Source organism: Micromonospora sp. C51 (genome assembly GCF_018070435.1).
Lineage (GTDB): Bacteria > Actinomycetota > Actinomycetes > Mycobacteriales > Micromonosporaceae > Micromonospora > Micromonospora sediminimaris.
In genome coordinates this window covers 49,592-75,691 of sequence record NZ_JAGPXQ010000029.1, presented here as the reverse complement: position 1 = coordinate 75,691, position 26,100 = coordinate 49,592, and the positions used below count along the sequence as shown (strand labels likewise).

Below are 26,100 nucleotides of genomic sequence, written 5' to 3'. Positions count from 1 at the left end.
GGGCCCGTCTGGCCGCGCCCCCCCGCCGACGCGTTGTGGCCCTCGGATCCCGTCCGGGCGATGCCGTGCGGTCCGGCCGCGCCGCCGCGCCGCCGAGCCGCCGCACTGACCGTCGTCAACCGCGTGGCGGCCCGAGCGGGTAGAGTCCCCGACCGGGGGGATGAGTGGTGACTCAACTGACCGGCCAGCCGACGACCGATGACGACATCGTGCACCTCACCGTGCCCGCGGACGGCGGATATCTGAGCGTTCTCCGCACCGCCACCGCCGGTCTCGCGGCACGGCTCCAGTTCGCCCTGGACGAGATCGAGGATCTGCGCATCGCGGTCGACGAGGCTTGCGCGATGCTGCTCGCCATCGCCGCCGCGGACGCCGAACTGGACTGCCGCTTCTCGGTCACCGAGGACGCACTGACCGTCGAGGTGACCGTGCCGACGATGTCCGGTGCCCGGCTGCCGGCGGAGTCGTCGTTCGCCTGGAAGGTGCTCACCGCGCTGACCACCTCGGCGGGGGCGCGGGCGAGCGACGGCCGGGCGACCATCTCGCTGCTCACCCGACGCGCCTCCGGCTGGTGACCGGGCGCCCGGGTCAGCTCACTCGAAGCCCAGAGCGCGGGTGGTCGGCGGACTCACCAGCAGCCAGGTCACCCCGATGCCGAGCGCGATAAGTGGCACGCCGAGCCAGCCGAGCCCGCCCTGGATCATGAACCAACCGATCGGCAGCAGCATGAGCTGAAGCACGATGGCCGGCGCGCGGGCACCGGCCCGCCGTCGGAGCAGGGCACTGCCCAGCGCCCAGAGGGCGACCGCGGCACCGACGGCGAAGGCCGTCACCAGCAGCGCCGACGTCAGATGGGTGGTGGTGGCGGTCAGATCCGCGAAGATCAGCCAGGCGGCGACCAGCCCGACGGCGACCGCCTGACCGCGCAGCAGCCGGACCGCCCAACGGAGCGTGACGGGGGTCGGGTCGGAGTCGATGGTCACGCGGTCACGATACCGGTGACGGCGCGGAGTACAGTGCCGCCCATGCGGGCCGTCCTGCTGGTCAATCCGAAGGCCACCACCACCAGTGAGCGCGCGCGTGACGTGCTCGTCCGAGCGCTGCGCAGTGAGGTCGACCTCTCCGTGCGCTACACCCGCCAGCGCGGCCACGCCACCACGCTGGCCCGGGAGGCCGCCGAGGAGGGTGTCGACGCAGTGGTCACCCTGGGTGGCGACGGCACGGTGAACGAGGTGGTCAACGGGCTGATGACGGCGACCACTGCGGGTGGTGCGGAACCGACCGCCGACCGGCTGCCGGCCCTGGCCACCGTGCCCGGCGGCTCGACAAACGTCTTCGCCCGTGCGCTCGGCCTGCCCCGGGAATGGCCGGAGGGCGCCAGCATGATCATGGAGGGACTGCGGCTGGGCCGACGCCGCACGATCGGCCTCGGCCGGGCCGACGATCGCTACTTCACCTTCTGCGCCGGCTTCGGGCTCGACGCGTCGGTGATCCACCGGGTCGAGGAAGCTCGCCGCCGGGGCCGGGTCTCCTCCCCCTCGCTCTACTTTCGGGCGTTCACCGCGCAGTTGCTGCTGGGCAACGAGCGACGACACCCGGCCATCCAGTTGGAGCGGCCGGGCGAGGCGACCGAGGGCGAGCTGGCCACGATCATCGTGCAGAACACCGCCCCGTGGACGTACGTCGGGGACCGGGAGGTCAACCCGAATCCGGCCGCGTCGTTCGACCTGGGGCTCGACGTACTGGCCCTGCGCCAGCTCGGCGTCGCCAGCACGACACGCACCGTGACGCAATTCTTCTCTCCGACGCCCGATCCACACGGTCGTCAGGTGCTGCGGCTGCACGATGTGGACGAGTTCACGCTGGTCGCGAGCCGTCCACAGGCGTTTCAGCTCGACGGCGACTATCTTGGCGAGCGGGAAAAAGTCAGATTCACCAGCGTTCCCGCCGCACTCAGAGTAATCTGTTAGGTCTCCGGTACCACCGGGGTGAGGTAGTCGGCGACATCCCCCGCGCGACGACTGCGACACCCGGGACGGATGCCGGAAATGTCAGCAATGCGCGGCGGACTGTACTATATTGATCCTCGACTGTGATACGACGGGTAGCCGGAGAGATCCGGAACCCGGACAAATGGGTTGTGGGCTTGCTCACCGTCCGGAGTTTTTCCGAGCGCCACCCTTGACATCGCGTGAGTTCGTGAAAGTATTCACAAGCGAACTTGAGTTACCGGGACATTGCCTGGACATGCTCGGCAAGGTGAGCTTTTCCAGCAGGCCCCCGGGTTAACAGCCTGCTCACGCACTGCCGAAATGGCGGACGCGAACCGTCACCATCGGCAATGCGGATGCATATAGGAAAAGCACCAACAAGCAACATCTGCCACCCATCCAGAATGAGGAGTGTTGCCGCCATGGACTGGCGTCACCATGCTGTCTGCCGCGACGAGGACCCGGAGCTGTTCTTCCCGATCGGGACGTCCGGTCCGGCTCTCCTGCAGGTCGAGCAGGCCAAGGCCGTCTGCCGGCGCTGCTCCGTGACCGACCAGTGCCTGCAGTGGGCGCTGGAATCCGGTCAGGACGCTGGCGTCTGGGGCGGGATGAGCGAGGAGGAGCGGCGCGCCGTCAAGCGTCGTGGCGGCCTCCGGGTGCTGCGCGCTCACTCCGCCTGACCACCACACACACGTACGAAGCGAAACGCCCCGGCCGGCTCAGCCCGCCGGGGCGTTCTGCTGCCCGCCTGAACCACCGTTCATGCCCCCCCCGCAACGTCGCCGACAAATGCCGACTCCGCAGATATTGCCGTCGCAACCCGGCTGATGTGACGTGCTCTTTCGTCGGTACGGAGAGTCAGGTGTGCGTCGACGTAGTGGTTACCCGGCGGAGTATCAGGTCCACCAGATCCGGTACATCGGTCAGCGGGGATGCCACGGCGACCGCGCCGGCCTCCCGGGCAGCCGCCGTCACCGCGTCGTGGAACAGCCCCGGGGCCAGGAAGTAGGCCGCCACCGCCACCCGTCGCGCGCCGGCCGCCCGCAGCCGGGTCACCGCCGCACCGGCATCCGGCGGAGCCGCCGAGGCGTACGACACCCGGGTCGGGACGTCCAGGGCCGCGCCCAGCGCGGCGGCCACCCGCCCGACGGACCCTCGTGCCGCGGCGTCACGGGTGCCCGCGGCGGCCAGCACCACGGCGTCACACCGACCCGGCCGCGCCTCGCCGAGCCGCCGCCGCAACCCGGCCAGCAGCGCCGGGTCCACCTCGCCCCGCACCGGGCCGAGCACGTCGGTGACCCGCACCTCGATCGGTGGGCCGGATCGCTGGGCCGCCGCCACCGCCGCCGGGATGTCGACCCGACGGTGATAGGCGGCGGTCAGCAGCAGCGGCACCAGCACCGCCCGGGAGTACCCGGCCGCGACCAGCCCGCGCAGCGCCTCGGTCGGACCAGGCTCGGTGTGGTCGAGCCAGCTCGGCAGCACCGGCGTACCGGGGCGGGCGGCGGCGACCGCCCGGGCCAGGGCCCTGGTCGCCTCGGCTGCCCGGGGATCGCGACTGCCGTGGGCGACCAGCAGCAACGGATCGTCACCCGACCGCTGCTCGCCGGTCGGGCCGACGCCTCCGGTCAGACGTGCAGCCCGCACTCGGTCTTCTCGAACATCGCCCAGCGACCGGCCCGGGAGTCCTCACCGGCTCCGGTCCGCCGGGTGCACGGCCAGCAGCCGATCGAGCCGTAGCCGCGCCGGAACAGCTCGTTGACCGGCACGTTCCACCGGGCGATGTACGCGTCGACGTCCGCCTGGGTCCAGGCCGCGATCGGATTGACCTTCACCTTGCCCCGCCGCGCGTCGAAGGTGACCACCGGCGTGTTGGCGCGGGTCGGCGACTCGTCGCGGCGCAGGCCGGCGGCCCACGCGTCATAGTCGGTAAGCGCCCGCTCCAGCGGCTCCACCTTGCGCAGCTGGCAGCATTCGTCCGGAGACCTGTTGAACAGCCGCGGTCCGTACTCGCCGTCCTGTTGACCCACGGTGAGTCGCGGCCGGATGGACCGGACGTTCACCGGGAGCGTGCGGGCCACCTCGTCGCGGACGGCGAGGGTCTCCGGGAAGTGCAGCCCGGTGTCGAGGAAGACCACGTCCACCCCGGGCGCCACCCGGGAGACCAGGTGGGCGAGGACGGCATCGGCCATCGAGCTGGTCACGCAGAACCGCTCCCCGAAGGTTTCCGCCGCCCACCGCGCGATCTCCAACGCGGGCGCGCCCTCCAGTTCCCGGCCGGCCCGTTCGGCGAGCGTCCGCAGCTCGTCCGGGTCGCGTCGGGACGGATCGGCGGTGGCCACGGCGCTGGTGCCGACCAGGCCCAGGCCGGCGGCGGAGACCAGGGCGCTCACCGGTTCACCGCCCGGGAGAGCAGGCCGCTGAACCTGACCGTGAATACCCGTGCGCAGGCGTGGCACTCCCATGCGCCGTGCCCGGTCTCACTCGGCCGCAGATCCTCCTCGCCGCAGTACGGGCAGTACAGCGGCACGGAACGAGTCTCACCACTCATCGCAGTTCCTCCTCGTCGACCCGAATCACCCAGTTGGCGAACGTCTCACCCTCGGTCCGGCTTTCCAGGTAGCGAACGGCCAGCCGCTCGACGTACCCGGGCAGTTCCTCGGCGGTCGTCTTCAGGCCACGCAGCTTGCGCCCGAAGCCGGCGGTGCGACCCTCCGCCATGCCGAGTCCACCGCCGAGATGCACCTGGAAGCCCTCCACCTGGCGGCCGTCCGGCCCGGTCACCAGCTGCCCCTTGAGGCCGATGTCCGCCACCTGCGTGCGGGCGCAGGCGTTGGGGCAGCCGTTGATGTGGATGGAGATGTCCGCGTCGAAGTCGCGCAGTCGCTGCTCCAGCCGGGCCACCAGTTCCTCGCCGCGCGCCTTGGTCTCGACGATGGCGAGCTTGCAGTACTCGATGCCGGTGCAGGCCATGGTGCCGCGCCGCCAGGCCGAGGGCTGGGCCTCCAGGCCGATCTCGCGCAGGCCCGCGACCAGCGACTCCGTCCGCTCCGGCGGCACGTCGAGCACCAGCAGCTTCTGGTACGGGGTGAGTCGTACCCGCTCGCTGCCGTGCGCCTCGACGACGTCCGCGAGTTGGGCGAGCTGGGTCCCGGAGACCCGCCCGACCACCGGGGCGGCACCGACGTAGTTGCGGCCGTCACGCTGCCGGTGTATGCCGATGTGGTCGATCGGCCGCTCCGGCAGTGCCGGGGCGGGGCCGTCGAGCAGCGTCCGGCCGAGGTACTCCTTCTCCAGCACCTCCCGGAACTTCGCCACCCCCCAGTCGGCGACCAGGAACTTGAGTCGGGCCCGGTGGCGCAGCCGGCGGTAGCCGTAGTCGCGGAAGATGCCCACCACGCCGGCCCAGACGTCGGGTACCTCGGACAGCGGCACCCAGGTGCCGAGCCGCTGGGCCAGCATCGGGTTGGTGGACAGGCCCCCGCCGACCCAGAGGTCGAAGCCCGGGCCGTGTTCCGGGTGATCGACGCCGAGGAAGGCGATGTCGTTCGCCTCGTACGGGGTGTCGACCAGCCAGGAGATCGACGACTTGAACTTGCGCGGCAGGTTGGAGAACTGCTTGTCGCCGACGTACCGCTTGACGATCTCGTCGATCGCGGGGGTGGGGTCGATCCGCTCGGCCTCGGCCACGCCGGCCACCGGGCTGCCCAGCACGATCCGGGGACAGTCGCCGCACGCCTCGGTGGTCTGCAACCCGACCGACTCCAGCCGCCGCCAGATCTCCGGCATGTCCTCGACCCGGATCCAGTGGTACTGGATGTTCTGCCGGTCGGTGATGTCCGCGGTGTCCCGGGCGAATTCCCGGGAGATCTCGGCGATCGTCCGCAACTGGGTCAGGTCGAGCTGGCCGCCGTCGACGCGTACCCGCAGCATGAAGTACTCGTCTTCCAGCTCGTGCGGCTCCAGCACGGCGGTACGCCCACCGTCGATGCCCGCCTTCCGCTGGGTGTACAGGCCCCACCACCGGAACCGGCCGCGCAGGTCCTGCGGGTCGATGGAGGCGAACCCGCGGTGGGCGTAGATGTTCTCGATGCGGGCCCGGACATTGAGCGGGTCGTCGTCCTTCTTGATCCGCTCATTGGGGTTGAGGGGCTCTCGGTGCCCGAGCGCCCACTGGCCCTCACCACGGGGGCGCCGGGGCGCCCGCGGCGGGCGGGCCGGAATCTCGCTGACTGCCATCGCGGCGTCCTCCGTTGTCTGCTGCGCCTCGGTGTTGCTGCGCGAGCGCGACGACCGGTTCCCGGAGGGACCGTGGACAGCGATGTCTCTGCACGGCCGGCGCGCTGCGTGCCCGAGGCAGGGATGGTCGGGCGTCGTCAGTGAGCCGGACAGATGGCGCTGCGCACGCGGCCGTAATCGACGTGGCGTCGAGCCACGAAGCGGCGCACGACAGCGGCAGTCATGGACGTCATGCTGCCACACCTCGGGCGGGGCGGCCAATGGTGACGTGCGTGATCCCACATCACGGGCGGTCGCTGCCGGCTCCCCCGAGCGTCACCGTGTGGCAGGCTCGCGGCGTGGGTGATTTGTCCGATAGGTCGATTCCGGTGGTCGGCATCGGCGTCCGGCTGAGCGGAGGGCGGCTGCGCTCGGTACCGGTATGGCTGGCACCGGCGACGGTCACCCTGCTGGCCACGCTGGTGGGGCTGGACGCAGCCCAGCTGTGGCGCGACGAGTTGGCGACCTGGAGCGCCGCCACCCGAGGACTGGGCGGCCTGGTCCGGCTGGCCGGCACCATCGACGCCGCCACCGGCCCCTACTACCTGTTCATGCACGCCTGGTTGGCGGCGGCCGGTGACTCGGTGGCCGCGCTCCGCCTGCCCTCCGCCCTGGCCATGGCCGCGACCGCCGGCCTGACCGCCGCACTCGGGCAGCGGCTGTGGGACGCCCGGGTCGGCACCCTCGCCGGCCTGCTGTTCGCGGTGCTGCCCGGCACCTCCCGGTACGGGCAGGAGGCGCGGCCGTACGCCCTGGCCAGCGCACTCGCCGTGCTGAGTACGCTGCTGCTGGTCGCCGCGCTGCAACGCCCCACCCGGCGGCACTGGGTCGGCTACGCGGCGGCGACCATCGCCCTCGGGCTCACCCACCTGGTGGCGCTCACCCTGCTCGCCGCCCACGCCGTCGCCGTGCTGACCAGGACCGCCCGGGCCGGTCCCGCCGCTGGCGCCGACTTCGAGAGCCGGGCCGGCGGGTCGAGCGGCGGTGGGCAGCGCGAGTCGACAGGCCAGGTGATCGGGTACTGGTTGGCCGCCCTGGTGCCGGTGGCGATGGCGGTGGTGCCGCTGGCCCTGGTGGCCAGCGGACAGCGGGGACGGCAGCTCGACTGGGTGGACGCCGCCCGCCCTGGGGACCTGGCGGCGCTGGCAGGTGGGGTGGCGCAGAGCGGCGTGGTCGGCGGTGTGCTGGTCGGGCTGGCCGCCCTCGGGGCGGCCCGGGCGGGCCGTCGGGCACTGCTGCCGCTGAGCTGCGTCCTGGCACCGGTGCTGCTGCTGTTCCTGGCCGGGGTGGCCGTTCCCCTGTGGGTGCCCCGCTACCTGGTCTTCGTGGTGCCGTTCGGTTGCCTGCTGGCCGGCGCGGCGCTCGCCGCCGCCCGGTTACCCGCCGCGCTGGCGGTGGTGGTGCTGACCGGCCTGCTCGGCCTGCCCGAGCAGGCGGCCCTGCGCCGTACCCACGAGTGGCCACGCGCCGCCACGGTGGACTACCGGGCCACTGCCGAGATCATCGCGGCGGGCCGGCGTCCCGGCGACGCGGTGGTGTACTCGCCCCGGGACAGCTGGCTCTTTCTCGACCTCGGGCTGCGCTATCACCTGGGCGGTCGAATCCCACGGGACGCGCTGCTGGCCGAGGGGCAGGAACGCCGGGGTGACCTGTGGGCCGCCGAATGCGACCGCCCGGCGGAGTGCCTGGCCGGAGTCGACCGGGTCTGGCTGGTGTTGGCCGGGCGGCGATCCGACCCCCTCGCCGCCGTGCCCGACGCCAAGGGGGAAGCGCTACGCGACCGCTTCACGCTGACCCAGGTGTGGCCGCGTTCCGGCGTCACCCTCGCCCTGCTCACTCGGCGCGGTTGACCGGAATGGCCGGAGCGGTGTGGGCGGAACGGGTCACCCGCCGCTGCGGCCCTCGGGGGCGCTACGCGCCACCAGCGGAAGGGCCAGAAAAGCCTCGGTGCCGCCGTCGGCGCCGGGGCGCAACTCGATGGTGCCGCGCAGTTCCCCGGTGACCAGCGCCCGGACGATCTGCAACCCGAGCTTCGCGCCGCCCTCGGCCTCGAACCCCGCCGGCAGGCCCCGGCCGTTGTCCGCGACGGTGACATGCAGCATCCGGCGGAGCCGGTGCGCCGAGACCACCACCTCGGGCTTCGGCGGGCCGACTGTCACCGGGGCGTCGTCACCGGCCGGCGGGAAGCCGTGTTCGACGGCGTTGAGCAGCAGCTCGTTGAGCACCATCACCAGTGAGGTGGCGATCTCGGCCGGCAGCACGCCGAAGGTGCCCGTACGGCGCATCGCGACGCTCACCTCGGTCGCCGCCACCTCGGTGGCCGCGTTGGCCACCCGGTCGACGATCCCGTCGAACTCCACCGCCTCGTCGCTGGACATGGCGAGCGTCTCGTGCACCAGCGCGATCGACGCCACCCGGCGTACCGACTCCTCCAGGGCCACCCGCGCTTCCGGCATGGACACCCGGCGGGCCTGTAGCCGCAGCAGCGCCGCGACCGTCTGCAGGTTGTTCTTCACCCGGTGGTGGATCTCCCGGATGGTGGCGTCCTTGGTGATCAGGGCGCGGTCGCGTCGGCGTACCTCGGTGATGTCGCGGACCAGCACCAGCGCGCCGATCGGCACACCGGCGGGCATCAGCGGCAGGGCCCGGGTGAGCATGGTCGCCCCGCGCGCGTCGATCTCCCGCCGCGGCGGCGCCTCGCCGCGCAGCGCGGCGAGGATGCCGTTCGCGGCCTCCGTGCCGTCCAGGGGATCACCGGCCAGCCGCCGGTGCAGCACCGCGAGATCCTCACCGACCAGGAGCGAGGCGTGCCCCAGGCGGCGGTACGCGGACTGCGCGTTGGGGCTGGCGTAGGTGACCTTGCCACCGGCGTCCAGCCGCACCAGCCCGTCACCGACCCGCGGCGCCGAGGTGGTCTCGCCCGGGTGCCGGGGCGGCGGGAAGGTGCCGTCGGCGATCATCTGGGCCAGGTCGTCGGCGGTGGTCAGGTAGTTCAACTCCAACTGGCTGGGCGTACGCGCGGTGGAGAGGTTGGTGTCCCGACCCACCACGGCGATCACCTCGCCGGATTCGCCGTCGGCCGTGCGCAGTCGGACCGGGATCGCCTCGTGCCGGGCGGGCACGTCGCCGTACCAGACCGGGTCGCCCTCCCGCCAGATGCGCCCCTGCCGGTAGGCGACCTCCAGGTGCGCCACCTCCGGGCCGCCGACGATCCGTCCCACCTGGTCGTCCTGGTACGCGGTGGGCGCGGTGGTCGGGCGGACCTGGGCCACGCAGAGGAAGCTGCCCTCGCCGTCCACCGGGACCCAGAGCAGCAGGTCGGCGAAGGAGAGGTCGGACAGCAACTGCCAGTCACCGGCGATGCGGTGCAGGTGGTCGATGTCGACCCGACGTAGGCGGGTGTGCTCCTCGGCGAGATCGCGCAGCGTTGACACGCCGACCAGCGTGCCACGCCGACCATCACATCGTCGCGGTGACCTTCTTCAACCCGCGCGGTGCGTCCGGATCCTCGCCCCGGGTCAGGGCGAGCGCCAACGCCAGCCGCTGCAACGGCAGGATGTCCAGCAGCGGGGCGTACCGCTCGTCGACCTCGGGCACGGCGAGGCGGGTGGCGCCGTCGATCTCGGCGGAGCCGACCACCACCACGTCGGCGCGGCGCTCACCGAGCCGGGGCAGCACCTCGCGCATCGACCGTCCGCCCGGCCCCGAGCCGACCACCGCCAGCACCGGCACGTCCGGGTCGGTCATGGCCAGCGGCCCGTGCAGCAGGTCGGCGCCGGAGAACGCCAACGCCGGCAGGTAGGAGGTCTCCATCAGCTTCAGCGCCGCTTCCCGGGCGGTCGGGTACGCGTACCCCCGCCCGGTGGTGACGATCTGGGCGGCGAAGCGGTAGCGCGGCGCGAGCTGAGCCGCGACCGGGTCGGTGAGGGTGCGGGCGGCCAGCTCGGGCAGGGCGGCCAGGGCCCGGCGCTCCTCGGTGGGCAGCGCGCCGTCACCGGCCCGGATCCCCTCCACCAGCATCAGCAGGGCGAGCAGTTCGGCCGTGTAGGTCTTGGTGGCGGCGACCGCCCGCTCGTGTCCTGCCGCGATGTCCACGGAGAGTTCCGCGGTCGTCGCCAACGGGGAATCCGGTGCGTTGGTGACGGCGAGGGTGAGCGCACCGGAGTCGCGGGCGGCCCGGAGCACCTCCGTCAGGTCGGGCGATCCGCCGCTCTGGCTGACTCCCACGACCAGGGCCTCGGAGAGGTCGGGCCGGGCGCCGAAGAGGGTGATCGCGCTCGGCGAGGCCAGGCCGGCCGGCAGGCCGAGGCGGATCTCGCTGAGGTAGGCGCCGTACAGCGCGGCATGGTCCGAGGTGCCCCGGGCGGTGAACACCACGTGTCGGGGTCGGCGCTCGGCGACGGCCGCGGCCACCCGGGCGATGGCGGTGGCCTGCTCGGTGGCGAGCAACCGCTCGTAACCGGCCGGCTGCTCGTCGATGTCGGCGGCCATGCCGCTACCTGGGCGCGTCACGGAAACTCCTCCCCTGCGCGATATCCGCGCGATTGCTGCTCAGTCTTGCACCTTTGCGCCCGTCCGAGCAATCAAACGAGCAGAAGTGCGCAGTGGATCACCAAAACTGGATCTCGTCACCTACGCTGACCCGACCTCACCGCGCAACCGGTACCGACGAGCGAGAGGATCACGTGGCCGAGGGAACGGACGACCGGGCGCTGCCGGCGACGGAGGAGCTGATCCTGGCCCGGCGGGCCCTGGATTCGGGCGAGCTGACGCATGCCGCCGACCACGTCGCGGCGGCGCTGGCCCGGGCACCGACGCTGCCCGAGGTGCACGAGACCCTCGCCCGGCTGGCCGCCGCCAGCGGCGACGGCGGGATCGACCTGTTCCCGTTGCAGCACCACACCTTCGTCGGCGCCGTGGTCGCCCGGGCGCACCTGCTCGCTGCGGCTGGTCGCCCGGCCGACGGTCTTGATCTGCTGGTCGCCGCCACCGCGCACGCGCCCGGGGCGGACTGGGCCGGGGTCCCCTGGGTCACCTCGCCCGAGTTGGCCGAGCGTCTCGGGCCCGAGCAGGCGGCCCGGGTACTGATGCAGGTCTGCGCCGCCATTCCCGATCCGGTTCCGCCACCGAACCGGATCGCTCTCACGCCGTACCTCACGCTCGCCCGCAACGCGATCACCGTCCACCCGGAGCATGCGCTGCTGCTGGGCACGGCGTCCGCGCTGGCCAGGCGGGTGGAGGAGGTGCCGCTCGCGGTCCGCTGGGCCAGCCGGGGCGTACGCGCGGCACCGTCGAAGATGGGCGAGGTGTGGCTCGGGTACGCGCTGCGCAGCGCCGGCCGGACCCGGGAGGCGCTCGCCGCGCTACGCCGCGCCGTCGAGCACGACCCAAACGACCTGGCGGTGTACGCCGACATCGCCGGCACCCTGGCCGACCACGGCCGGCTGGAGGAGGCGCTGGGCTGGATCGAGCGTGCCCTGGCCCGCGACCCGTCCTTCGACTGCGCGGTGCACACCGCGCACCGCCTGCGCTTCCAACGCGACGGTGCGGTGCGTCACCTGGTGGCGCTGGCGGACTTCACCCGCGACCACCCGGACGACTCCCACGAGCACGGCGACCTGGCCGAATGCTGTCGCGGCCGCCCCTGGCTGGGTCAGCTGACGCCGGCTGCGCCGGCCGGCGGTACGAGCGGGCAACCCGGCGCCGGGAACGACGGATCGCAGCCGGCGGCGCGCCCCACACCGCCTCCGCCGTCGGCGGAGGCCGCCCGCCGCCTACGTGAACTCGCCCACCCGGCCTGGCCGCATCCACCGGCGGCCTACGACGCGGCGGTCGGCCTGGCCACGCTCGATCTGGCCGACCTCCTCGGCCTGTTGGCCCATCCACCGGAGACCCCGCAGACCGCGCTCGGGCGGGTGCTCGCCGGCCAGGACCCGGCGCTGTGGTTGCGCTGCGTGCAGGTCTGGACCTGCCTCGGTCTGCTGCACCACCGGACCGACGAGCCGTGGGCGGATTCGACCCGGCGACGGGTGCTGGTGGAGTTGGCGCGCGAGGTGCCAGAGGTCGCCGAGGCGGCCCTGTTCGCCCTGGTGACCGCCGCCTGGGTCGATCCGTCGGTCCGCCGGGACGTGGCCGAACTGGTCGCCGAGCGGCTGGCGGCGGTCCGGCACCATCAGTTGCCCAACGCGGCCTCCCTGGCCCACCTGGCGTTGGCCACGCCGGACCTCGACCCGGAGACCACCGCCACCGCGCGGACGCTGGCCGGGGTGACCGCCGGCCAGCGTCGCGGCGCGCTGCGTAGCCTGCTGCGTCGTCTCCTGCCCCCGTGGCGGACACGCCCGCGTGGCACGCCCTGAGCGGCCTGGGAACCTCAGACGGCCGGTGACCGGGCCAGGTCGGCCTCGGCCTGCTCCTGGCCGCTGCTGTCCGGCTCCGGCTCGTTGCTCGTGCGCAACGGGATCTCCCGGATGAACCAGGCCAGTACCGGCACCACGACGGCGAAGAGCACCGCCCAGAGGAACACGTGCGAGATCGCGTCGGCGAGCCCACCGAGCACCAGCTCGCGGGCCTGCGCCGGCAGTTCCCGAAGTTGTTCGATGTTCATCGCCGCGCCGGCCTCACCGCCACCGCTGAACGCGCCGCCGGCAGCCGAGCCGGCCAGCCGGTTGGCGAAGATGGCCCCGAACAACGAGATACCGAACGACCCACCGATGGACCGGAAGAAGGTGGCCGCGCCGCTCGCCGCCCCCAGGTCCTTCTGGGCGACGCTGTTCTGCGCGATCAGCATGGAGGTCTGCATGAGGAAGCCCATGCCGGCGCCGAGCACGAGCATGTAGAGCGACGACTGGAACTTGCTGGTGTCCACGTCGAGCAGGCTCAGCAGGGCGAGCCCGACCGTCATCACCCCACCGCCGACGATCGGGAAGATCCGGTACCGGCCGGTCCGGGTGATCGCCCGGCCGACGACCAGCGACACCAGCAGCATGCCGAACATCAACGGCAGCAGCAGCAGGCCGGAGTTGGTGGCCGACGCGCCCTGAACGGTCTGCTGGTAGAGCGGCAGGAAGTTCATCGCGCCGAACATCGCGAAGCCGAGCAGGAAGCCGATCACCGAGATGAGGGCGAAGTTCCGGTTGGCGAAGAGCCGCAGCGGCAGGATCGGCTCGGGAACCCGACGCTCGACGAACCCGAACACCACAAGCGCCGCGACGGCCAGTACGGCGAGCCCGAGGATCTGCGGGGAGGCCCAGGCGTACTCGTTGCCGCCCCAGGTGGTGATCAACACGATCCCGGTGATACCGACCGACAGCAGGGCGGCGCCGAGCCAGTCGATGCGGTGTTCGGTGCGGTACTTGGGCAGGTGCATGGTGGCGATCAGCAGCACCAACGCCACCCCGCCCAGTGGCAGGTTGACGTAGAACGCCCAGCGCCAGGAGAGGTGATCGGTGATGAAGCCGCCGACCAGCGGGCCGGCGACCATCGCGATCGCCATGATCCCGGCGATCATGCCCTGGTAGCGGCCACGCTCGCGGGGCGGCACCAGGTCGCCGATGATCGCCATGACGCCCACCATCAGGCCACCGGCACCCAGACCCTGAACGGCCCGGAAGGCGATCAACTGGACCATGCCGTCGTCGGGGCCGCCGAGGAAGCCCGAGCCGGCCATGCCGCACAGCGCGGAGCCGACGAGAAAGATCACCACAGCGGTGAGGAACACCGACTTACGGCCGTACAGGTCGCCGAGCTTGCCCCAGATCGGGGTGGAGACGGTGGTCCCCAGCACGTACGCGGTCACCACCCAGGTGAAGTGGTTGAGCCCGCCGAACTCGCCGACGATGCGCGGCAGCGCCGTGCTGACGATCATGTTGTCGAGCATCGCCAGCATCATGGCGATCATCAGACCGAAAAGCACGACCCGGACATTGGGTCGCACGGCAGCCTGGTTCTGCTGGGCCATCGGTAAGCTCTCCCCCCGAGATGCGGCGCACTTACTTGCCGCCCGGCTAGTCACCTTACTAGCCGGACGGTAAGTTGGACAGGCAACGACGGTCAACCGGATTGGCAGGTACGGGTGAGTCAGAGCACAGGCGGCACCCGGGAGCGGATCAAGGCCGTGGCGCTGGAGCTCTTCACGGAGCAGGGCTACGAGGCGACCTCCCTGCGTGAGGTGGCCGAGCGGCTCGGGGTGACCAAGGCCGCGCTCTACTACCACTTCAAGAGCAAGGACGAGATCGTCACCAGCGTGGTGGAGGACCGGCTGGAGCGGATGGACGCCCTGATCGCCTGGGCCGAGACCCAACCGGCCACGCTGGCTACCCGGCAGGCCGTCATCGAGCGGTACGCCGACGCCATGTTCAGTGGCGAGCAGCCCTCGGTGATGCGGTTCTTCGAGCAGAACCAGACCGCGTTGAAGAGTCTCTCCGCCGGTCGGGAGCTGCGCGGCCGGATGTTCCGGTTGGCCACCGCTCTCTGCCAGGGCGACGACTCCCCCGGTGCCCAGCTCCGTGCCGTGCTGGCCCTGTTCGCCGTGCACAGCAGCTGGTTCGCCGTACGCACGCCGGACATCACCGACGCCGAGCGCAAGCGGGTGGCCCTGGAGGTCGCCAACGAACTACTCACCGCAATCACCGCGCCACCCCCACCCACCCCCAGCCACCCCCAGCCACCCCCACGTTGATCATGAGGTTAACGGCCAAGTTGATCTATGAAACTGCCGCCAACCTCATGATCAACACAGGTTGTGGGGTTCAGGGGAGGGGGAGGCGGAGGGCGAGGAGGTTCACGCCGGGGAAGGGGCTCCAGTCCCGCTCGGGCTGGCGGACGAAGCCACGCCTGCGGTAGAGCCGGTGGGCCGGCTCGGCAAGGCCCTCGCGTACGCAGATGGTCACCGCGGTGCAGCCCAGCTCGATCGCCCGTGCCACGCACGCCTCGACCAGCGCGGCGCCGGCTCCCCGACCCTGCGCGCTCGGGTCCACCGCCAGCATCCGGAACTCCGCCTCCCCCGGGCCGCACATCTCGGCGTACCGGGTGCCGGGCAGCACGAAGGTGACCGAGCCGAGCAGGTGCCCGGTCGCCGGCTCCACGGCCACCAGCACGTCACCGTGCTCCGCCCGGACGGACACGTCGGCCAGCACGTCGGCGTAGCCGGTCTCCCCCTTGAGCTGCCCGTCCGCCTCGTACGCGGCGACGGTGAGTCGGGCGACCGCAGCGAAATCGGCCGGCTCGATCAGGCGGATCAGCGGGTCGCTCAACCGATCACCGCGATCAGGTCACCGTCCTGCACCACGTCGCCCTCGTTCACCGCGAGTTGCTGCACGACACCGTCGGACTCGGCGATCACCGGGATCTCCATCTTCATCGACTCCAGGATCACCAGCGTGTCCCCCTCGGACACGGTGTCCCCGGCCGATGCGACGACCTTCCAGACGTTCGCCACCATCTCGGCGCGGATCTCCTCGGCCATCTCCCGGCCCCTTCCTCGCGGCTCCTGCGACGTATCCAACCATGAGCGGGCGGCGGGTGGGCGCGGTGTGGCCCCGGGAGCAGCCCACCCGTACCGCCGGCACTAGCATCAACGGGTCGGGATCCGACGCCGGCACGGGCGCCAGCGCCTCGCTGACGGGGTCGTACCCTGCCTGATCCGGCCATCACGAGGAGGTCACCATGGCGAAGAAGGCCCGTAAGAAGAAGGCCCGTAAGAAGAGCGCCGCGAACCACGGCAAGCGCCCCAACTCCTGAGCCGGCGGGCGGCTGCCCGCCGCGATCGGACGACGGACACAGCGGTGCCCGGGTCGGAATCGACCCGGGCACCGGCGCTTGTCAGTCGGCCAGTTCGCGCGACTCGCTGGTCTCGAAGACGACGAGTTCGCTGATCCGTACCCGCAGCCGTTCGCGCAGTTCGTCCGGCGCGGACTCGTTGCCGCAGCAGCGGGCCACCAGCGCCTTGACCTCCTGCTCGATGCCGTACTCGCGCAGGCACCGGCCACACTCGTCGAGATGGTGCCGGATCAGCGTCCGCCGTTCCTCCGCGCACTCCAGGTCGAGGTAGAGGTAGACCTCGGCGAGCACCTCACGGCAGTCCGTCTCGTGCGGATCTCCACAGCTCACGTCACACCTCCCGGCCCGTGGCGGCGGTCGAACTCCGGGCCGGCTGGGCCGCGGAGAAACCCCGCTCCGCGGCGTACCCCTCAAGCAGCTTGCGCAGATTACGACGCCCGCGGTGCAACCGCGACATCACCGTGCCGATCGGCGTGCCCATGATGTCGGCGACCTCCTTGTAGGAGAAGCCCTCGACATCGGTGAGGTAGACCGCCAGCCGGAACTCCTCCGGCAACTGCTGGAGGGCCTCCTTGACGTCGCTGTCCGGCAGCCGGTCCAACGCCTCGGTCTCGGCGGACCGCAGCCCGCTGGAGGTGTGCGACTCCGCCTCGGCCAGCTGCCAGTCGGTGATCTCGTCGGTGGGCGCCTGCACCGGTTGGCGCTGCCGCTTGCGGTACGAGTTGATGTAGGTGTTGGTCAGGATCCGGTAGAGCCAGGCCTTCAGGTTCGTGCCCTGCTCGAACTGGTGGAAGGCGGCATACGCCTTCAGGTAGGTCTCCTGGACCAGATCCTCGGCATCCGCCGGGTTACGCGTCATCCGCAGGCCGGCCGCGTACAGCTGATCGACGAATGGCATCGCGTCCCGTTCGAACCGGGCCCTGCGCTCGTCCGTCTTCTCCGTGGTCAACCGCACATCCCCTCGGGTTGGATGCTTCCCCGCCGAGGATACGCGCACCGACCTCCCGGAAGATTCGGTTCCGACGGGTGTGCCCGCCGCCACCTCGGCCGGTGGCACCGCCGCCGGCCACTTCGGGCCGGCCAGCAGCTGCCTGAGCTGCCGTGCCTCCCGCTGGTCGTGTTCCCGGCTCCGGATCTCGGTCGGCACCGGTCACCCCCTCGCACAGTGGTTGTCCGAGGTGTTCAACACCCGCCGTGGGGCGGGACATTCCGGCTCGGCCCGGGCGTTCCTGGTCCCCGCCCCGGCGGTGCGACCGTGGCTGGGACCAGGAAGGGCCTGGGAGCCCGGTGTCGCCGCCCGGACGGGCGCTGGGGACACCATCGGGTGCAACGAAGCGGCGCGGCCGGCGGACACGGCAGCCGGGCACGGTGACCCGGCGGCGGCCCGCCCGCCCTCAGGCTGCGGCCCAGCCGTGCTCGCGCAGCCAGTCCACCGCCAGAGCGGCCGTACCGACCGGGTCGATCCGCAGGTCATGCCGCTCCCCTGGCCGGACCGTCACCCGTATCCCCGGGCCCGGCGCCGGCACACCGAACGGATCCCGATCCCCGTTCACCACCAGGGTCGGCACGCCGGTCACCAGCTCACCGGCCCGACTCCGCTCCGGTCGACCGGGCGGATGCAGCGGGAAGGCGAGCGCCACCACCCCGGCAGCGCCCACCGCGGTCGCCGTCCGGCAGGCCACCCGAGCGCCGCTGGATCGGCCACCGACCACCAGCGGTACGCCCGGATGCCGCTGCCGCAGCACCGTCAACACGGTGGACCAGGCCTCGTCGAGGTGCCCGGCCGGGGCCGGCGCACGGCGCCCGGCGACCCGGTACGGCTGAGTCACCCGCACCACTACCACCCCGGTGGTCACCGCCGCGTCGCGCAGGGCGACCAGATCCGGGGCGTCGACGCCGCCGCCTGCCCCGTGCCCCAGCACCAGCAGGGCTCGGGGCAGGCCGGACGGCTGATCGGTGTCGACCCGAGCGAGGCCGCGCGGGGTTTCGAGGACGTTGTCGGGCACCGCCCCATTGAACCCTTTTCGACCTGCGCCGGGCCCGTTGGTCAGCTCAACGGCACCAGGGTGAGCAGCCGGTCGCGTACCGGCGGACCCGGTTCACCGGCGGCCTCTGGATCGGGTTGCACCTCGCTGCGCCAGGCGACCAGCATCGCCCGCCGCTCCCGCGGCGTGGTGCCACCCCAGACGCCGTGACAGTCGCCGACCTCCAGCGCCCACGCCAGGCAGGAACCCTGCACGTCGCAGCTGCGGCACAGGGCCACCGCCGCGTCGGCCGGCTCGTTCGGCGCCGGAAAGAACGTTTCCGGGTCGACGCTCTGACAGGTACCTCTGGTACGCCAGGCTTCGTCCTGTCGCCGCTCACGCAACGCCCGCAACAGTCGCGGATCACGTCGCGCGGCGGCCACCTCGTGCGGACGGGGCATACGCGCCCGTGTCATCCACCCACCTCCCCCGTGGGACCAGCAATATCGATGGAGATCGTTCACCCAACGCGAACGACACCCACCACCGGCGCTGTGTTCTATCGCATTTGCGCACACCGGGACAAGACTTCGCCGGGAAGTTGGCAGAACGTGCGCGTCACCTTTCACCCGCAACCGCAGCAAATCACTCCCGACAATGTGCCGGGCGGGATCAGAAGAGCGTCATCTCCGCCGACTCGGCGGGACGGGTCAGCGGCACCCGGGCGGTCAGCCCCGGACCGTCGTTACGCACATCGCCCACGGCCTGCCCCACCGGCCGCACCTCCAACCGGGCCAGCCAGTCCACCGGCGGCGGTACGAGCAGCTCGGCCTGGCCCTCACCACCGCCCAGCCAGGTCGCCCAGCGCTCAGGTGGCAGCAGCAGGGGCATCCGGTCGTGCACCTCGGCCAGTTCGCCGAGCGCCGCGGTGGTCAGCACGCTGAAGGTCAGCAGCGTCGCGTCCGGGCCGTCCCAGCGCGACCAGATGCCGGCGAAGGCGAGCACCGAGCCGTCGCGTGGGGTCATGTAGTACGGCTGCTTCGCGCCGCCGGCCAGCCGCACCCACTCGTACCAGCCGTCGGCGGGAACCAGGCACCGACGGCGGGCGAAGGCCGGAGCGTACGCCCGGCTGGTGGCGACCGTCTCGGCCCGCGCGTTGATCATGCGGGCCGCGCCGGCGGGCGAGCGGGACCACGGTGGCACCAGACCCCAGCGGCCCAGCGAGAGCGCCCGGTGCCCCGCGGCGCTGACCCGGACCAGCGGCACCGGATCGGTAGGCGCCACGTTGTGGTCGGCGACCAGCCCGTCGCCGGTCTCGTCGACGGCCTCGAACAGGCCGCTCAGGTCACCGGCGCTCCGGGTCGTGGCGTACCTACCGCACATGTCGCTCACGCTAGCGCGCGGCACGCCGAGCGGCTGTCCCGTTCCCCGGGAGTGGCCGGTGACCGTAGCGGCCACCGGGTCACGGCACGGCAGAATGTACCTGTGGGGAATGTGACCGCGACCCGGCCGCTACAGCCGTGGACCGCACCGACGGCCAGCGACCCGGTGTCGGCGTCGCTGCGCCTGCCCGGCTCCAAGTCGATGACCAACCGGGCTCTGGTGCTGAGCGCGTTGGCCGCCGGGCCCTCGACCCTGTCCCTGCCGTTGCGGGCCCGGGACACCGAGCTGATGGCCGCCGCGCTGCGGGCGATGGGCGCCCACGTCTCGATCGCCGACGACGACCGCTGGCTGGTCCGGCCGCACCGGTTGTTCGGCCCGGCCCAGGTCGACGTGGGGCTCGCCGGCACGATCATGCGCTTCGTGCCACCGGTGGCTGGGCTGGCCGACGGGCAGGTCACCCTCGACGGTGACCCGTCCGCCCGCACCCGCCCGCTCGGCCCGCTGATCGAGGCGCTGCGCTCGCTCGGCGTACGCGTCGACACCCCCGCCACGGGCAGCCTGCCACTGGTGGTGCTGGGCACCGGTCGGGTGACCGGCGGCGAGGTCGTGATCGACGCCTCGGCCTCCAGCCAGCTGGTCTCCGGTCTGCTGCTCGCCGCCCCACGCTTCGACCGGGGGCTGGTGGTCCGGCACGTCGGGCCGCCGGTGCCCTCCGCACCGCACCTGCGGATGACGGTGCAGATGCTGCGCGCCGCCGGCGCCGCGGTCGACGACAGCACCCCCGACGTCTGGGCGGTCGAGCCCGGGCCGCTTACCGGTCGCAGCTGGGAGATCGAGCCGGATCTCTCCGGTGCGGTGCCGTTCTTCGCCGCCGCTCTGGTCACCGGCGGCGAGGTGACCCTGCGCGGCTGGCCGGCGCGGGGCAGCGCCCAGCCGGTGGAGCGACTGCGCTCACTCTTGCAGCAGATGGGGGCGGAGGTCGCTCTCACCACCGAGGGGTTGACGGTGCGCGGCACCGGCCCGGTGAAGGGGTTGCGCGCCAACCTGTCCGACGTCAGCGAACTGACCCCGGCGCTGACCGCGCTGGCCATGCTCGCCGACTCGCCCTCGGTGTTCACCGGGGTCAGTCACATCCGGGGCCACGAGACGGACCGACTGGCCGCGCTGACCCGGGAGTTCGCCGGGCTCGGCGCGGACATCACCGAGTCGGCCGACGGCTTGGAGATCCGGCCCCGGCCGCTGCACGGTGGCGTGTTCCGCACCTACCATGATCACCGGATGGCGCACGCGGCGGCGGTGGCCGGTCTGGTGGTGCCGGGCGTCGAGTTGGACGACGTGTCCTGCACCTCGAAGACCATGCCCGAGTTCCCGGCACTATGGTCGGCACTGGTGACCGGTAAGAGCTGAGCGGAAGAAGGGCGGCCCTGGCGACCAGGCGGCGGGAGTACGACGAGGACGACGTCCGGGTCCGGCCCGGCAGGTCCTCACGCCCGCGTACCCGCACCCGGCCCCTGCACGCCGACGCCAAGGACGGTTTCGTCATCGCGGTCGACCGTGGGCGGTACACCTGCGTGCTGCCCGGTGCCGGGCCGGACGATCCCACCGTCACCGCGATGCGCGCCCGCGAGCTGGGCCGCAAGTCGGTCGTGGTCGGCGACCGGGTCGGGCTGGTCGGCGACACCTCCGGTTCGTCCGGTGCGCTGGCCCGCATCGTGCGGATCGAAGCACGCCGGTCCGTGCTGCGGCGCACCGCCGAGGACGACGCCAGCACCGCCGAGGGGCGGCTGGAACGGGTCGTCGTCGCCAACGCCGACCAGCTCGTGATCGTCAGCGCGCTGGCCGACCCGCCGCCGCGTACCGGCTTCATCGACCGCTGCCTGGTCGCCGCGTACGACGCGGACATCGAACCACTGCTCTGCCTGACCAAGGCCGACCTGGCCGGGCCGGAGAAGGTGCTCGACTACTACACCGAACTCGAACTGCCGTACCTGCTCATCCGGCCGGACTCCCCGCTGGACGCGCTGCGCAGCCTGCTGACCGGCCGGGTCTCGGTGCTCGTCGGTCACTCCGGGGTGGGCAAGTCGACGCTGGTCAACCGACTGGTGCCGGAGGCCGAACGGGCGGTCGGCACGGTCAGCGCGATCGGCCGGGGGCGGCACACCTCGACCAGCGCGGTGGCACTGCGGCTGCCCGCGCCACCCGACGCGGAGCAGGATCCGGGCTGGATCGTGGACACCCCGGGGGTACGCAGTTTCGGGTTGGCCCACGTCTCGGCGGAGAGCCTGCTGCACGGTTTTCCGGACCTGGTCGAAGCCACCGCCGACTGCCCGGCGAACTGCCCACACACCGCCGACGAGGCCGACTGCGCACTCGACGGCTGGGTGACGGCAGGGCGGGCCGACCCTCGCCGGCTGGCCTCGTACCGCCGGTTGCTGGCCTCCCGGGCCGGGGAGACCGACTCCCGGACCGAGCCCGACCCGCACGGACGCCCGGAGTGACCCGGCGGGCACGACCCGCCGCCGTCGGTGGCGCTGCCGGTAGCGCCACCGACGTGGACGTCGCCGGCCCCCGGCGGCGTCCCGGTGCCGGCGTCGCTACCGTGTCCGGCATGACCGGGTACGCCGCTGACCTGACCCTCGCCCACCGGCTCGCCGACGCCGCCGACGCCCTGTCGACGGCCCGGTTCCGCGCCCTGGACCTGCGGGTCGAGTCGAAGCCCGACCTGACCCCGGTCTCCGACGCGGACACCGCCGTGGAACGGGAGATCCGGGCCCTGCTGGCCGAGCACCGGCCCGACGACGGGCTGCTCGGCGAGGAGTACGGCGCGACACCCGCTCCCGGCACCCGCCAGTGGGTGGTGGACCCGATCGACGGCACCAAGAACTTCGTCCGGGGCGTACCGATCTGGGCCACGCTTATCGCCCTGCTGGAGGAGGGCCGCCCGGTCGCCGGGCTGGTCTCCGCACCGGCCCTGGGCCGCCGCTGGTGGGCGGCGCAGGGCGCCGGGGCGTACGCGGGCACGGACGCGGCCCACGGGACGCCCATCCGGGTTTCCGGGGTGACCCGGTTGGCCGACGCCAGCCTCTGCTACTCCTCCCTGGACGGTTGGGAGAAGGCCGGCCGGCTCGACGCGGTGCTGCAACTGATGCGGGACACCTGGCGCAGCCGGGCCTACGGCGACTTCTACGGTTACATGCTGTTGGCCGAGGGCGCGCTGGACGTGATGATCGAGCCCGAGTTGTCCCTCTGGGACGTGGCCGCGCTGGTACCCATCGTGACCGAAGCAGGCGGCACGATCACCGATCTGGCCGGCCGTCCGGCCCCGGCAGGCGGCGACAACAGCACCCTGGCCAGCAACGGCGCGCTGCATCCCGACATCCTTCACCGGCTCGGTAGCCCGCCGCGCATTGACGCCCGGTAACCTCTATCCTCGCCAGGTGGCTACCTCCGGTTGGTGTTTCCTGGCGGCGATGATCGTCGCGTACGGCGTCGCCAACCTGTTGCAGTCGGTCGCCGCCGCCCGCACCACCGTGCATCACACCTTCGATCCCGGGCTGCTGCTGCGCCTGGCCGGGCACCGCACCTATCTGGTCGGGCTGGCCTGCCAGGTCGTCGGGTTCGTCCTGGCCTTCCTGTCCCGGCGTGACCTGCCGCTGTTCCTGGTGCAGGCGAGCGTGGCCGCCGGGCTCGGCGTCACCGCCCTGCTCGGCGTGGTCCTGCTGAAGTGGCGGCTGCCGGTGGCCGAGGTCGCGCTGCTGGTGCTGCTCTTCGCCGGAATCACCGCGCTGGTCCTCGCCGCCCGGCCGGCACCGTCGAAGGCCCTCGGCACCGCGGGCATGGTCGCCCTGCTGGTGGCCTTGGCGGTGATCGCGGTGCTGGGAATCTTCGCGGTCCGGTTGCACGGCGCGCCCGGATCGGTGGCGCTCGGCTCACTGGCCGGGCTGGCCTTCTCCGCCGCCGCGGTGGCGGCCCGACCGCTGGCCTCCGCGCCGAGCTGGGACGCGTTCCTCAGTGACCCGCTGCTCTACCTGCTCGTCGGCCATTCCGTGGTCGGCCAGTTGCTGCTCGGGCTGGCGATGCAGCGCGGTTCCACCACGGCCGCGGTGGCCGCCATGGACGCGGCCGGCGCCGTGCCCGCCGCCATCGTCGGGTTGCTGCTGCTCAACGACAAGATCTGGCCGGGCCGGGAGTGGCTAGCCGGGATCGGGTTCCTGGTCACCCTCGCCGCGGTCGTCGGGCTCACCCGGTACGCGGAGCCGCAGCATCAGCACGCTGTCACCCGGGCGGTGGTGGGCGTTCCGCCGCCGCTCGTGACTCAGCCCGCAGCCCGCGTCGCGGGCACGGCCAGCGTCATCACTGATCCGTTGCCTCAGGCCGCCTCGACCGGCTTGCGTCGACCCACCACCCGCTCGTAGAGCCGCTCCAGAGCACTGGCCGTGCGTTCCCAGGTGTAGCTGCACCGCACCCGGTCGACCGCGGCATGCCCGTAGGCGAAGCGGCCGGCGTTGTCGGCGAGCAGCCGACGTAGCGTCATCCCGAGAGCGCGTACGTCGCCCGGCGGCACCAGCTTGCCGGTCACCTCGTCGACCACGGCGTCGGCGATGCCACCCATGGCGTAGCCCACCACCGGGACACCACAGGCCATCGCCTCCAGCGACACCCGCCCCGCCGAGGAGTAGTGCGGGGTGCAGGCCACCACGTCGGCCGAGCGGTACCAGGTGGCCATCTGCTCGTGCGGCACCGCGCCGACCAGGTGCACCTGCTCACCGACCCCGACCCGATCGGCCAGTTCCCGCAGCCGACGGGCCTCGGCGTGGTTTGCCAGTCCGTCCGTCGGTGGCCCACCGGCGATCACCAGCTCCGCGTCACCGACCAGGCGCATCGCTCGGATCAGGTCCTCCTGGCCGTGGCCGCGCCCGAGCCCGCCCACCGAAAGTATCCGGGGCCGCTGCTCACGCGGGGCGGCCTCGCCGTCGGGATGGAAACGCTCCGTGTCGACACCGGTCGGAACCATCGCGACCGACGTGCGTTGCAGGCCCATCCTGGTCAACTCGTCGACCTCGTCGTTGCACTGGGCGACCGCGATGTCCACCGCCCGGGTCAGCGCCCGCTCCAGCGGGATGCGGGTGCCCGGCCCGTCGTACTGGGCGCCGAGGTGGCGCAGCTGTTCCATGCCGATCGAGTGGAACGTCTGCACCATCGGGATGTCGGTCTCCCGCACGGCGTGCGCGGCGGCCAGGCCCCCGATCCAGTAGTGGCCGTGCACCACCTCGGGAGCCCAGTCGGCGGACCACCGGTCGGCCAGCCACGCACCGAAGGCCGCCACGTAGGGCACCAGATCGGCCGTGGGGATCGGCGCGACCGGGCCCACCGGTGCCCGCTCCACGCGGTAGCCGTCCACGATGTCGGTCTCCGTCGCATCCGGGTCGTCCCGACGGGTGTAGACCCGCACGTCGTGACCCCGCCCGGCCAGTTCGGCCGCGACCCGTGCGATGTGCTGGTAGGTGCCGACGACGGTTCCGTCGCCGGACGGCGGCGCAGCGGCGTGGGCACAGACAAGGCCGACGCGCATGGGGCACCTCCATGCGGATTAGGCGGTGGTCTCCGGTCAGAGCGTCCCATTAACCGGCCTCCGACGAGCCGAAACCTCGCAGATCCGGGGCACGCTCGGCGGCATGACCCGGACACCACGGGGTACCGATGAGGAATGCCCCTCGCCCGAAACCTGGCCGACGCCACCATCGTCATCACTGGTGCGTCCAGTGGCATCGGCACCGCGACCGCGTACGCCCTGGCCCGTCACGCCAGCACCGTGGTGCTCGCCGCGCGCTCCGAGCCGGCCCTGCGGGAGGTGGCCCGGCACTGCCGTGAGCTGGGCGGTCGCACCCTCGTGGTGCCCACCGACGTGACGGACGCGGACGCGATGCGACGGCTCGCCGCGACCACGGTGGCCGAGTTCGGCCGGATCGACGCGTGGATCAACAACGCCGCGGTCGGCACCATCGGATTGTTCGACGAAATCCCGGTGGCCGAGTTCCGCCGGGTGCTGGACGTCAACCTGCTCGGCACGGCGAACGGGATCCGGGCCGCGCTGCCGCATCTCAGTGCGGCCGGCGGCGGCGTGGTGGTCAACAACGCCTCGGTGCTGGCCGAGGTGGCGATGCCGTACCAGTCCCCGTACAACGCCGCCAAACACGCGGTCCGGGGACTGTCCGACACGGTCCGCCAGGAGCTGCGGGTCACCGGCCGGGGGTCCGTCTCGATCTGCACGGTGCTGCCGGCCACCATCGACACCCCGTTCTTCCGGCACGCCGCCAATCACAGCGGCCGGCAGGTGCTTCCGCCGCCGCCGGTCTATCCGCCGGAGGTGGTCGCGGAGACGATCGTCCGGTTGCTGAAGCGGCCCCGCCGGGAGGCGTACGCAGGCGGGGCCGCTCGCCTGGTCGGCATGCAGTGGCGGCTGGTGCCCGCGCTGGCCGAACGGGTCCTCGGCTGGTACGGGCGGTACACCCAGTTCGGGCCGCTACCAACCGCCGACACCAGCGGTAACGTCTTCCGGGCGGACGCCGCGGCGACAGCGGAGGGTGGCTGGCAGGGCCGGCGTCGCCAACTGGTCCGGATCTCCGCCGCATTCGGGCTGGCCGCCGCCGGCACCGCCGTCGGCACGGTCGCCGCGTTGGCCCGCCGGATCGCGCGCTGAGCGCGGA

General features: G+C 72.3%; 28 protein-coding genes. 12 read left to right on the top strand and 16 right to left on the bottom strand.

Features of this window, described 5'->3' with window-relative positions; all coding sequences use genetic code 11:
- The first annotated feature begins 167 nt into the window (after positions 1-167).
- Positions 168-575, top strand: coding sequence for an anti-sigma regulatory factor (locus KBX50_RS23760; protein WP_210939908.1), 408 nt, complete (start codon positions 168-170; stop codon positions 573-575).
- An 18-nt stretch (positions 576-593) separates the two neighbouring features.
- On the opposite strand, the gene KBX50_RS23755 is transcribed toward KBX50_RS23760, so the two are convergent.
- Positions 594-983 carry a hypothetical protein gene (locus tag KBX50_RS23755; RefSeq protein WP_210939907.1) on the bottom strand — a complete coding sequence of 130 codons (390 nt, stop codon included), beginning with the start codon at positions 981-983 and terminating at the stop codon, positions 594-596.
- 42 nt (positions 984-1,025) lie between these two features.
- On the opposite strand from KBX50_RS23755, the gene KBX50_RS23750 reads away from it, so the two are divergent.
- Positions 1,026-1,970, top strand: a complete 945-nt coding sequence (locus KBX50_RS23750; RefSeq protein ID WP_210939906.1) for a diacylglycerol kinase family protein — start codon at positions 1,026-1,028, stop codon at positions 1,968-1,970.
- Between the two features lie 443 nt (positions 1,971-2,413).
- A complete protein-coding gene (locus KBX50_RS23745; RefSeq protein WP_007072794.1) occupies positions 2,414-2,671 on the top strand; it encodes a WhiB family transcriptional regulator in 258 nt (85 codons plus the stop codon).
- A gap of 178 nt (positions 2,672-2,849) precedes the next feature.
- Here KBX50_RS23745 and KBX50_RS23740 read toward each other — a convergent pair whose 3' ends face one another.
- From KBX50_RS23740 to KBX50_RS23725, 4 genes are read right to left on the bottom strand one after another with little or no spacing between them, the layout of a single operon-like run.
- Positions 2,850-3,638 (bottom strand): sirohydrochlorin chelatase, encoded by a 789-nt coding sequence (locus KBX50_RS23740; RefSeq protein ID WP_210939905.1) that lies wholly within the window; start codon positions 3,636-3,638, stop codon positions 2,850-2,852.
- A complete protein-coding gene (locus KBX50_RS23735; protein WP_210939904.1) occupies positions 3,620-4,384 on the bottom strand; it encodes a phosphoadenylyl-sulfate reductase in 765 nt (254 codons plus the stop codon). The genes KBX50_RS23740 and KBX50_RS23735 overlap by 19 nt, the downstream gene beginning before the upstream one ends.
- The gene (locus KBX50_RS23730) at positions 4,381-4,542 is read right to left on the bottom strand and encodes a hypothetical protein (RefSeq protein ID WP_166458566.1); all 162 of its coding nucleotides are present in this window, start codon (positions 4,540-4,542) and stop codon (positions 4,381-4,383) included. The genes KBX50_RS23735 and KBX50_RS23730 overlap by 4 nt, the downstream gene beginning before the upstream one ends.
- Positions 4,539-6,230, bottom strand: coding sequence for a nitrite/sulfite reductase (locus tag KBX50_RS23725; RefSeq protein WP_210939903.1), 1,692 nt, complete (start codon positions 6,228-6,230; stop codon positions 4,539-4,541). The genes KBX50_RS23730 and KBX50_RS23725 overlap by 4 nt, the downstream gene beginning before the upstream one ends.
- Before the next feature lie 389 nt (positions 6,231-6,619).
- Here KBX50_RS23725 and KBX50_RS23720 point away from each other — a divergent pair, with 389 nt between their 5' ends.
- Entirely contained in the window at positions 6,620-8,119 is a 1,500-nt protein-coding gene (locus tag KBX50_RS23720) for a glycosyltransferase family 39 protein (protein WP_247674311.1), read from the top strand.
- A 33-nt stretch (positions 8,120-8,152) separates the two neighbouring features.
- Here KBX50_RS23720 and KBX50_RS23715 read toward each other — a convergent pair whose 3' ends face one another.
- Together KBX50_RS23715 and KBX50_RS23710 are read right to left on the bottom strand one after the other, a co-directional pair.
- A complete protein-coding gene (locus KBX50_RS23715; protein ID WP_210939900.1) occupies positions 8,153-9,703 on the bottom strand; it encodes a PAS domain-containing sensor histidine kinase in 1,551 nt (516 codons plus the stop codon).
- A gap of 25 nt (positions 9,704-9,728) precedes the next feature.
- On the bottom strand, positions 9,729-10,760 hold the full coding sequence (locus KBX50_RS23710) for an SIS domain-containing protein (protein ID WP_210939918.1): 1,032 nt from the start codon (positions 10,758-10,760) through the stop codon (positions 9,729-9,731).
- A 194-nt stretch (positions 10,761-10,954) separates the two neighbouring features.
- On the opposite strand from KBX50_RS23710, the gene KBX50_RS23705 reads away from it, so the two are divergent.
- Positions 10,955-12,625: a tetratricopeptide repeat protein gene (locus tag KBX50_RS23705; protein ID WP_210939898.1), complete on the top strand. Its 1,671-nt coding sequence runs from the start codon at positions 10,955-10,957 to the stop codon at positions 12,623-12,625.
- Positions 12,626-12,639: 14 nt separating this feature from the next.
- Here the strand turns inward: KBX50_RS23705 and KBX50_RS23700 are convergent, their stop codons facing one another.
- Positions 12,640-14,226, bottom strand: coding sequence for an MDR family MFS transporter (locus KBX50_RS23700; RefSeq protein ID WP_210939897.1), 1,587 nt, complete (start codon positions 14,224-14,226; stop codon positions 12,640-12,642).
- A gap of 114 nt (positions 14,227-14,340) precedes the next feature.
- Between KBX50_RS23700 and KBX50_RS23695 the strand changes: the two genes are divergently transcribed.
- A complete protein-coding gene (locus KBX50_RS23695) occupies positions 14,341-14,946 on the top strand; it encodes a TetR/AcrR family transcriptional regulator (protein ID WP_210939896.1) in 606 nt (201 codons plus the stop codon).
- A gap of 70 nt (positions 14,947-15,016) precedes the next feature.
- Here KBX50_RS23695 and KBX50_RS23690 read toward each other — a convergent pair whose 3' ends face one another.
- On the bottom strand, positions 15,017-15,520 hold the full coding sequence (locus KBX50_RS23690; protein ID WP_210939895.1) for a GNAT family N-acetyltransferase: 504 nt from the start codon (positions 15,518-15,520) through the stop codon (positions 15,017-15,019).
- Positions 15,517-15,732: a biotin/lipoyl-binding carrier protein gene (locus tag KBX50_RS23685; protein ID WP_093405215.1), complete on the bottom strand. Its 216-nt coding sequence runs from the start codon at positions 15,730-15,732 to the stop codon at positions 15,517-15,519. The genes KBX50_RS23690 and KBX50_RS23685 overlap by 4 nt, the downstream gene beginning before the upstream one ends.
- 200 nt (positions 15,733-15,932) lie before the next feature.
- Between KBX50_RS23685 and KBX50_RS33860 the strand changes: the two genes are divergently transcribed.
- On the top strand, positions 15,933-16,007 hold the full coding sequence (locus KBX50_RS33860; protein ID WP_370461611.1) for a 50S ribosomal protein bL37: 75 nt from the start codon (positions 15,933-15,935) through the stop codon (positions 16,005-16,007).
- 81 nt (positions 16,008-16,088) lie between these two features.
- Here KBX50_RS33860 and rsrA read toward each other — a convergent pair whose 3' ends face one another.
- From rsrA to KBX50_RS23660, 5 genes are all read right to left on the bottom strand, one after another.
- Entirely contained in the window at positions 16,089-16,376 is a 288-nt protein-coding gene (gene rsrA, locus KBX50_RS23680; protein WP_210939894.1) for a mycothiol system anti-sigma-R factor, read from the bottom strand.
- A gap of 1 nt (position 16,377) precedes the next feature.
- Complete coding sequence (locus KBX50_RS23675; RefSeq protein WP_307871048.1) at positions 16,378-17,193, bottom strand: sigma-70 family RNA polymerase sigma factor; 816 nt, start codon at positions 17,191-17,193, stop codon at positions 16,378-16,380.
- 247 nt (positions 17,194-17,440) lie between these two features.
- Positions 17,441-18,052: an alpha/beta family hydrolase gene (locus tag KBX50_RS23670; protein WP_210939893.1), complete on the bottom strand. Its 612-nt coding sequence runs from the start codon at positions 18,050-18,052 to the stop codon at positions 17,441-17,443.
- 41 nt (positions 18,053-18,093) lie between these two features.
- A complete protein-coding gene (locus KBX50_RS23665) occupies positions 18,094-18,486 on the bottom strand; it encodes a WhiB family transcriptional regulator (RefSeq protein WP_204001477.1) in 393 nt (130 codons plus the stop codon).
- A gap of 196 nt (positions 18,487-18,682) precedes the next feature.
- A complete protein-coding gene (locus tag KBX50_RS23660; protein ID WP_210939890.1) occupies positions 18,683-19,393 on the bottom strand; it encodes an SOS response-associated peptidase in 711 nt (236 codons plus the stop codon).
- Between the two features lie 102 nt (positions 19,394-19,495).
- Between KBX50_RS23660 and aroA the strand changes: the two genes are divergently transcribed.
- From aroA to KBX50_RS23640, 4 genes are all read left to right on the top strand, one after another.
- Complete coding sequence (aroA, locus tag KBX50_RS23655) at positions 19,496-20,800, top strand: 3-phosphoshikimate 1-carboxyvinyltransferase (RefSeq protein ID WP_210939888.1); 1,305 nt, start codon at positions 19,496-19,498, stop codon at positions 20,798-20,800.
- A 164-nt stretch (positions 20,801-20,964) separates the two neighbouring features.
- Positions 20,965-21,891, top strand: a complete 927-nt coding sequence (rsgA, locus tag KBX50_RS23650) for a ribosome small subunit-dependent GTPase A (RefSeq protein WP_374224714.1) — start codon at positions 20,965-20,967, stop codon at positions 21,889-21,891.
- Positions 21,892-22,001: 110 nt separating this feature from the next.
- Positions 22,002-22,814, top strand: coding sequence for a histidinol-phosphatase (gene hisN / locus KBX50_RS23645; RefSeq protein WP_210939912.1), 813 nt, complete (start codon positions 22,002-22,004; stop codon positions 22,812-22,814).
- 49 nt (positions 22,815-22,863) lie between these two features.
- Positions 22,864-23,808 carry a hypothetical protein gene (locus KBX50_RS23640; protein WP_210939910.1) on the top strand — a complete coding sequence of 315 codons (945 nt, stop codon included), beginning with the start codon at positions 22,864-22,866 and terminating at the stop codon, positions 23,806-23,808.
- Here KBX50_RS23640 and KBX50_RS23635 read toward each other — a convergent pair.
- Complete coding sequence (locus KBX50_RS23635; RefSeq protein WP_210939886.1) at positions 23,763-24,965, bottom strand: glycosyltransferase; 1,203 nt, start codon at positions 24,963-24,965, stop codon at positions 23,763-23,765. The two genes, KBX50_RS23640 and KBX50_RS23635, sit on opposite strands and share 46 nt — an antisense overlap.
- Before the next feature lie 135 nt (positions 24,966-25,100).
- Between KBX50_RS23635 and KBX50_RS23630 the strand changes: the two genes are divergently transcribed.
- Positions 25,101-26,093, top strand: coding sequence for an SDR family oxidoreductase (locus KBX50_RS23630; protein ID WP_210939884.1), 993 nt, complete (start codon positions 25,101-25,103; stop codon positions 26,091-26,093).
- Positions 26,094-26,100 lie beyond the last annotated feature (7 nt).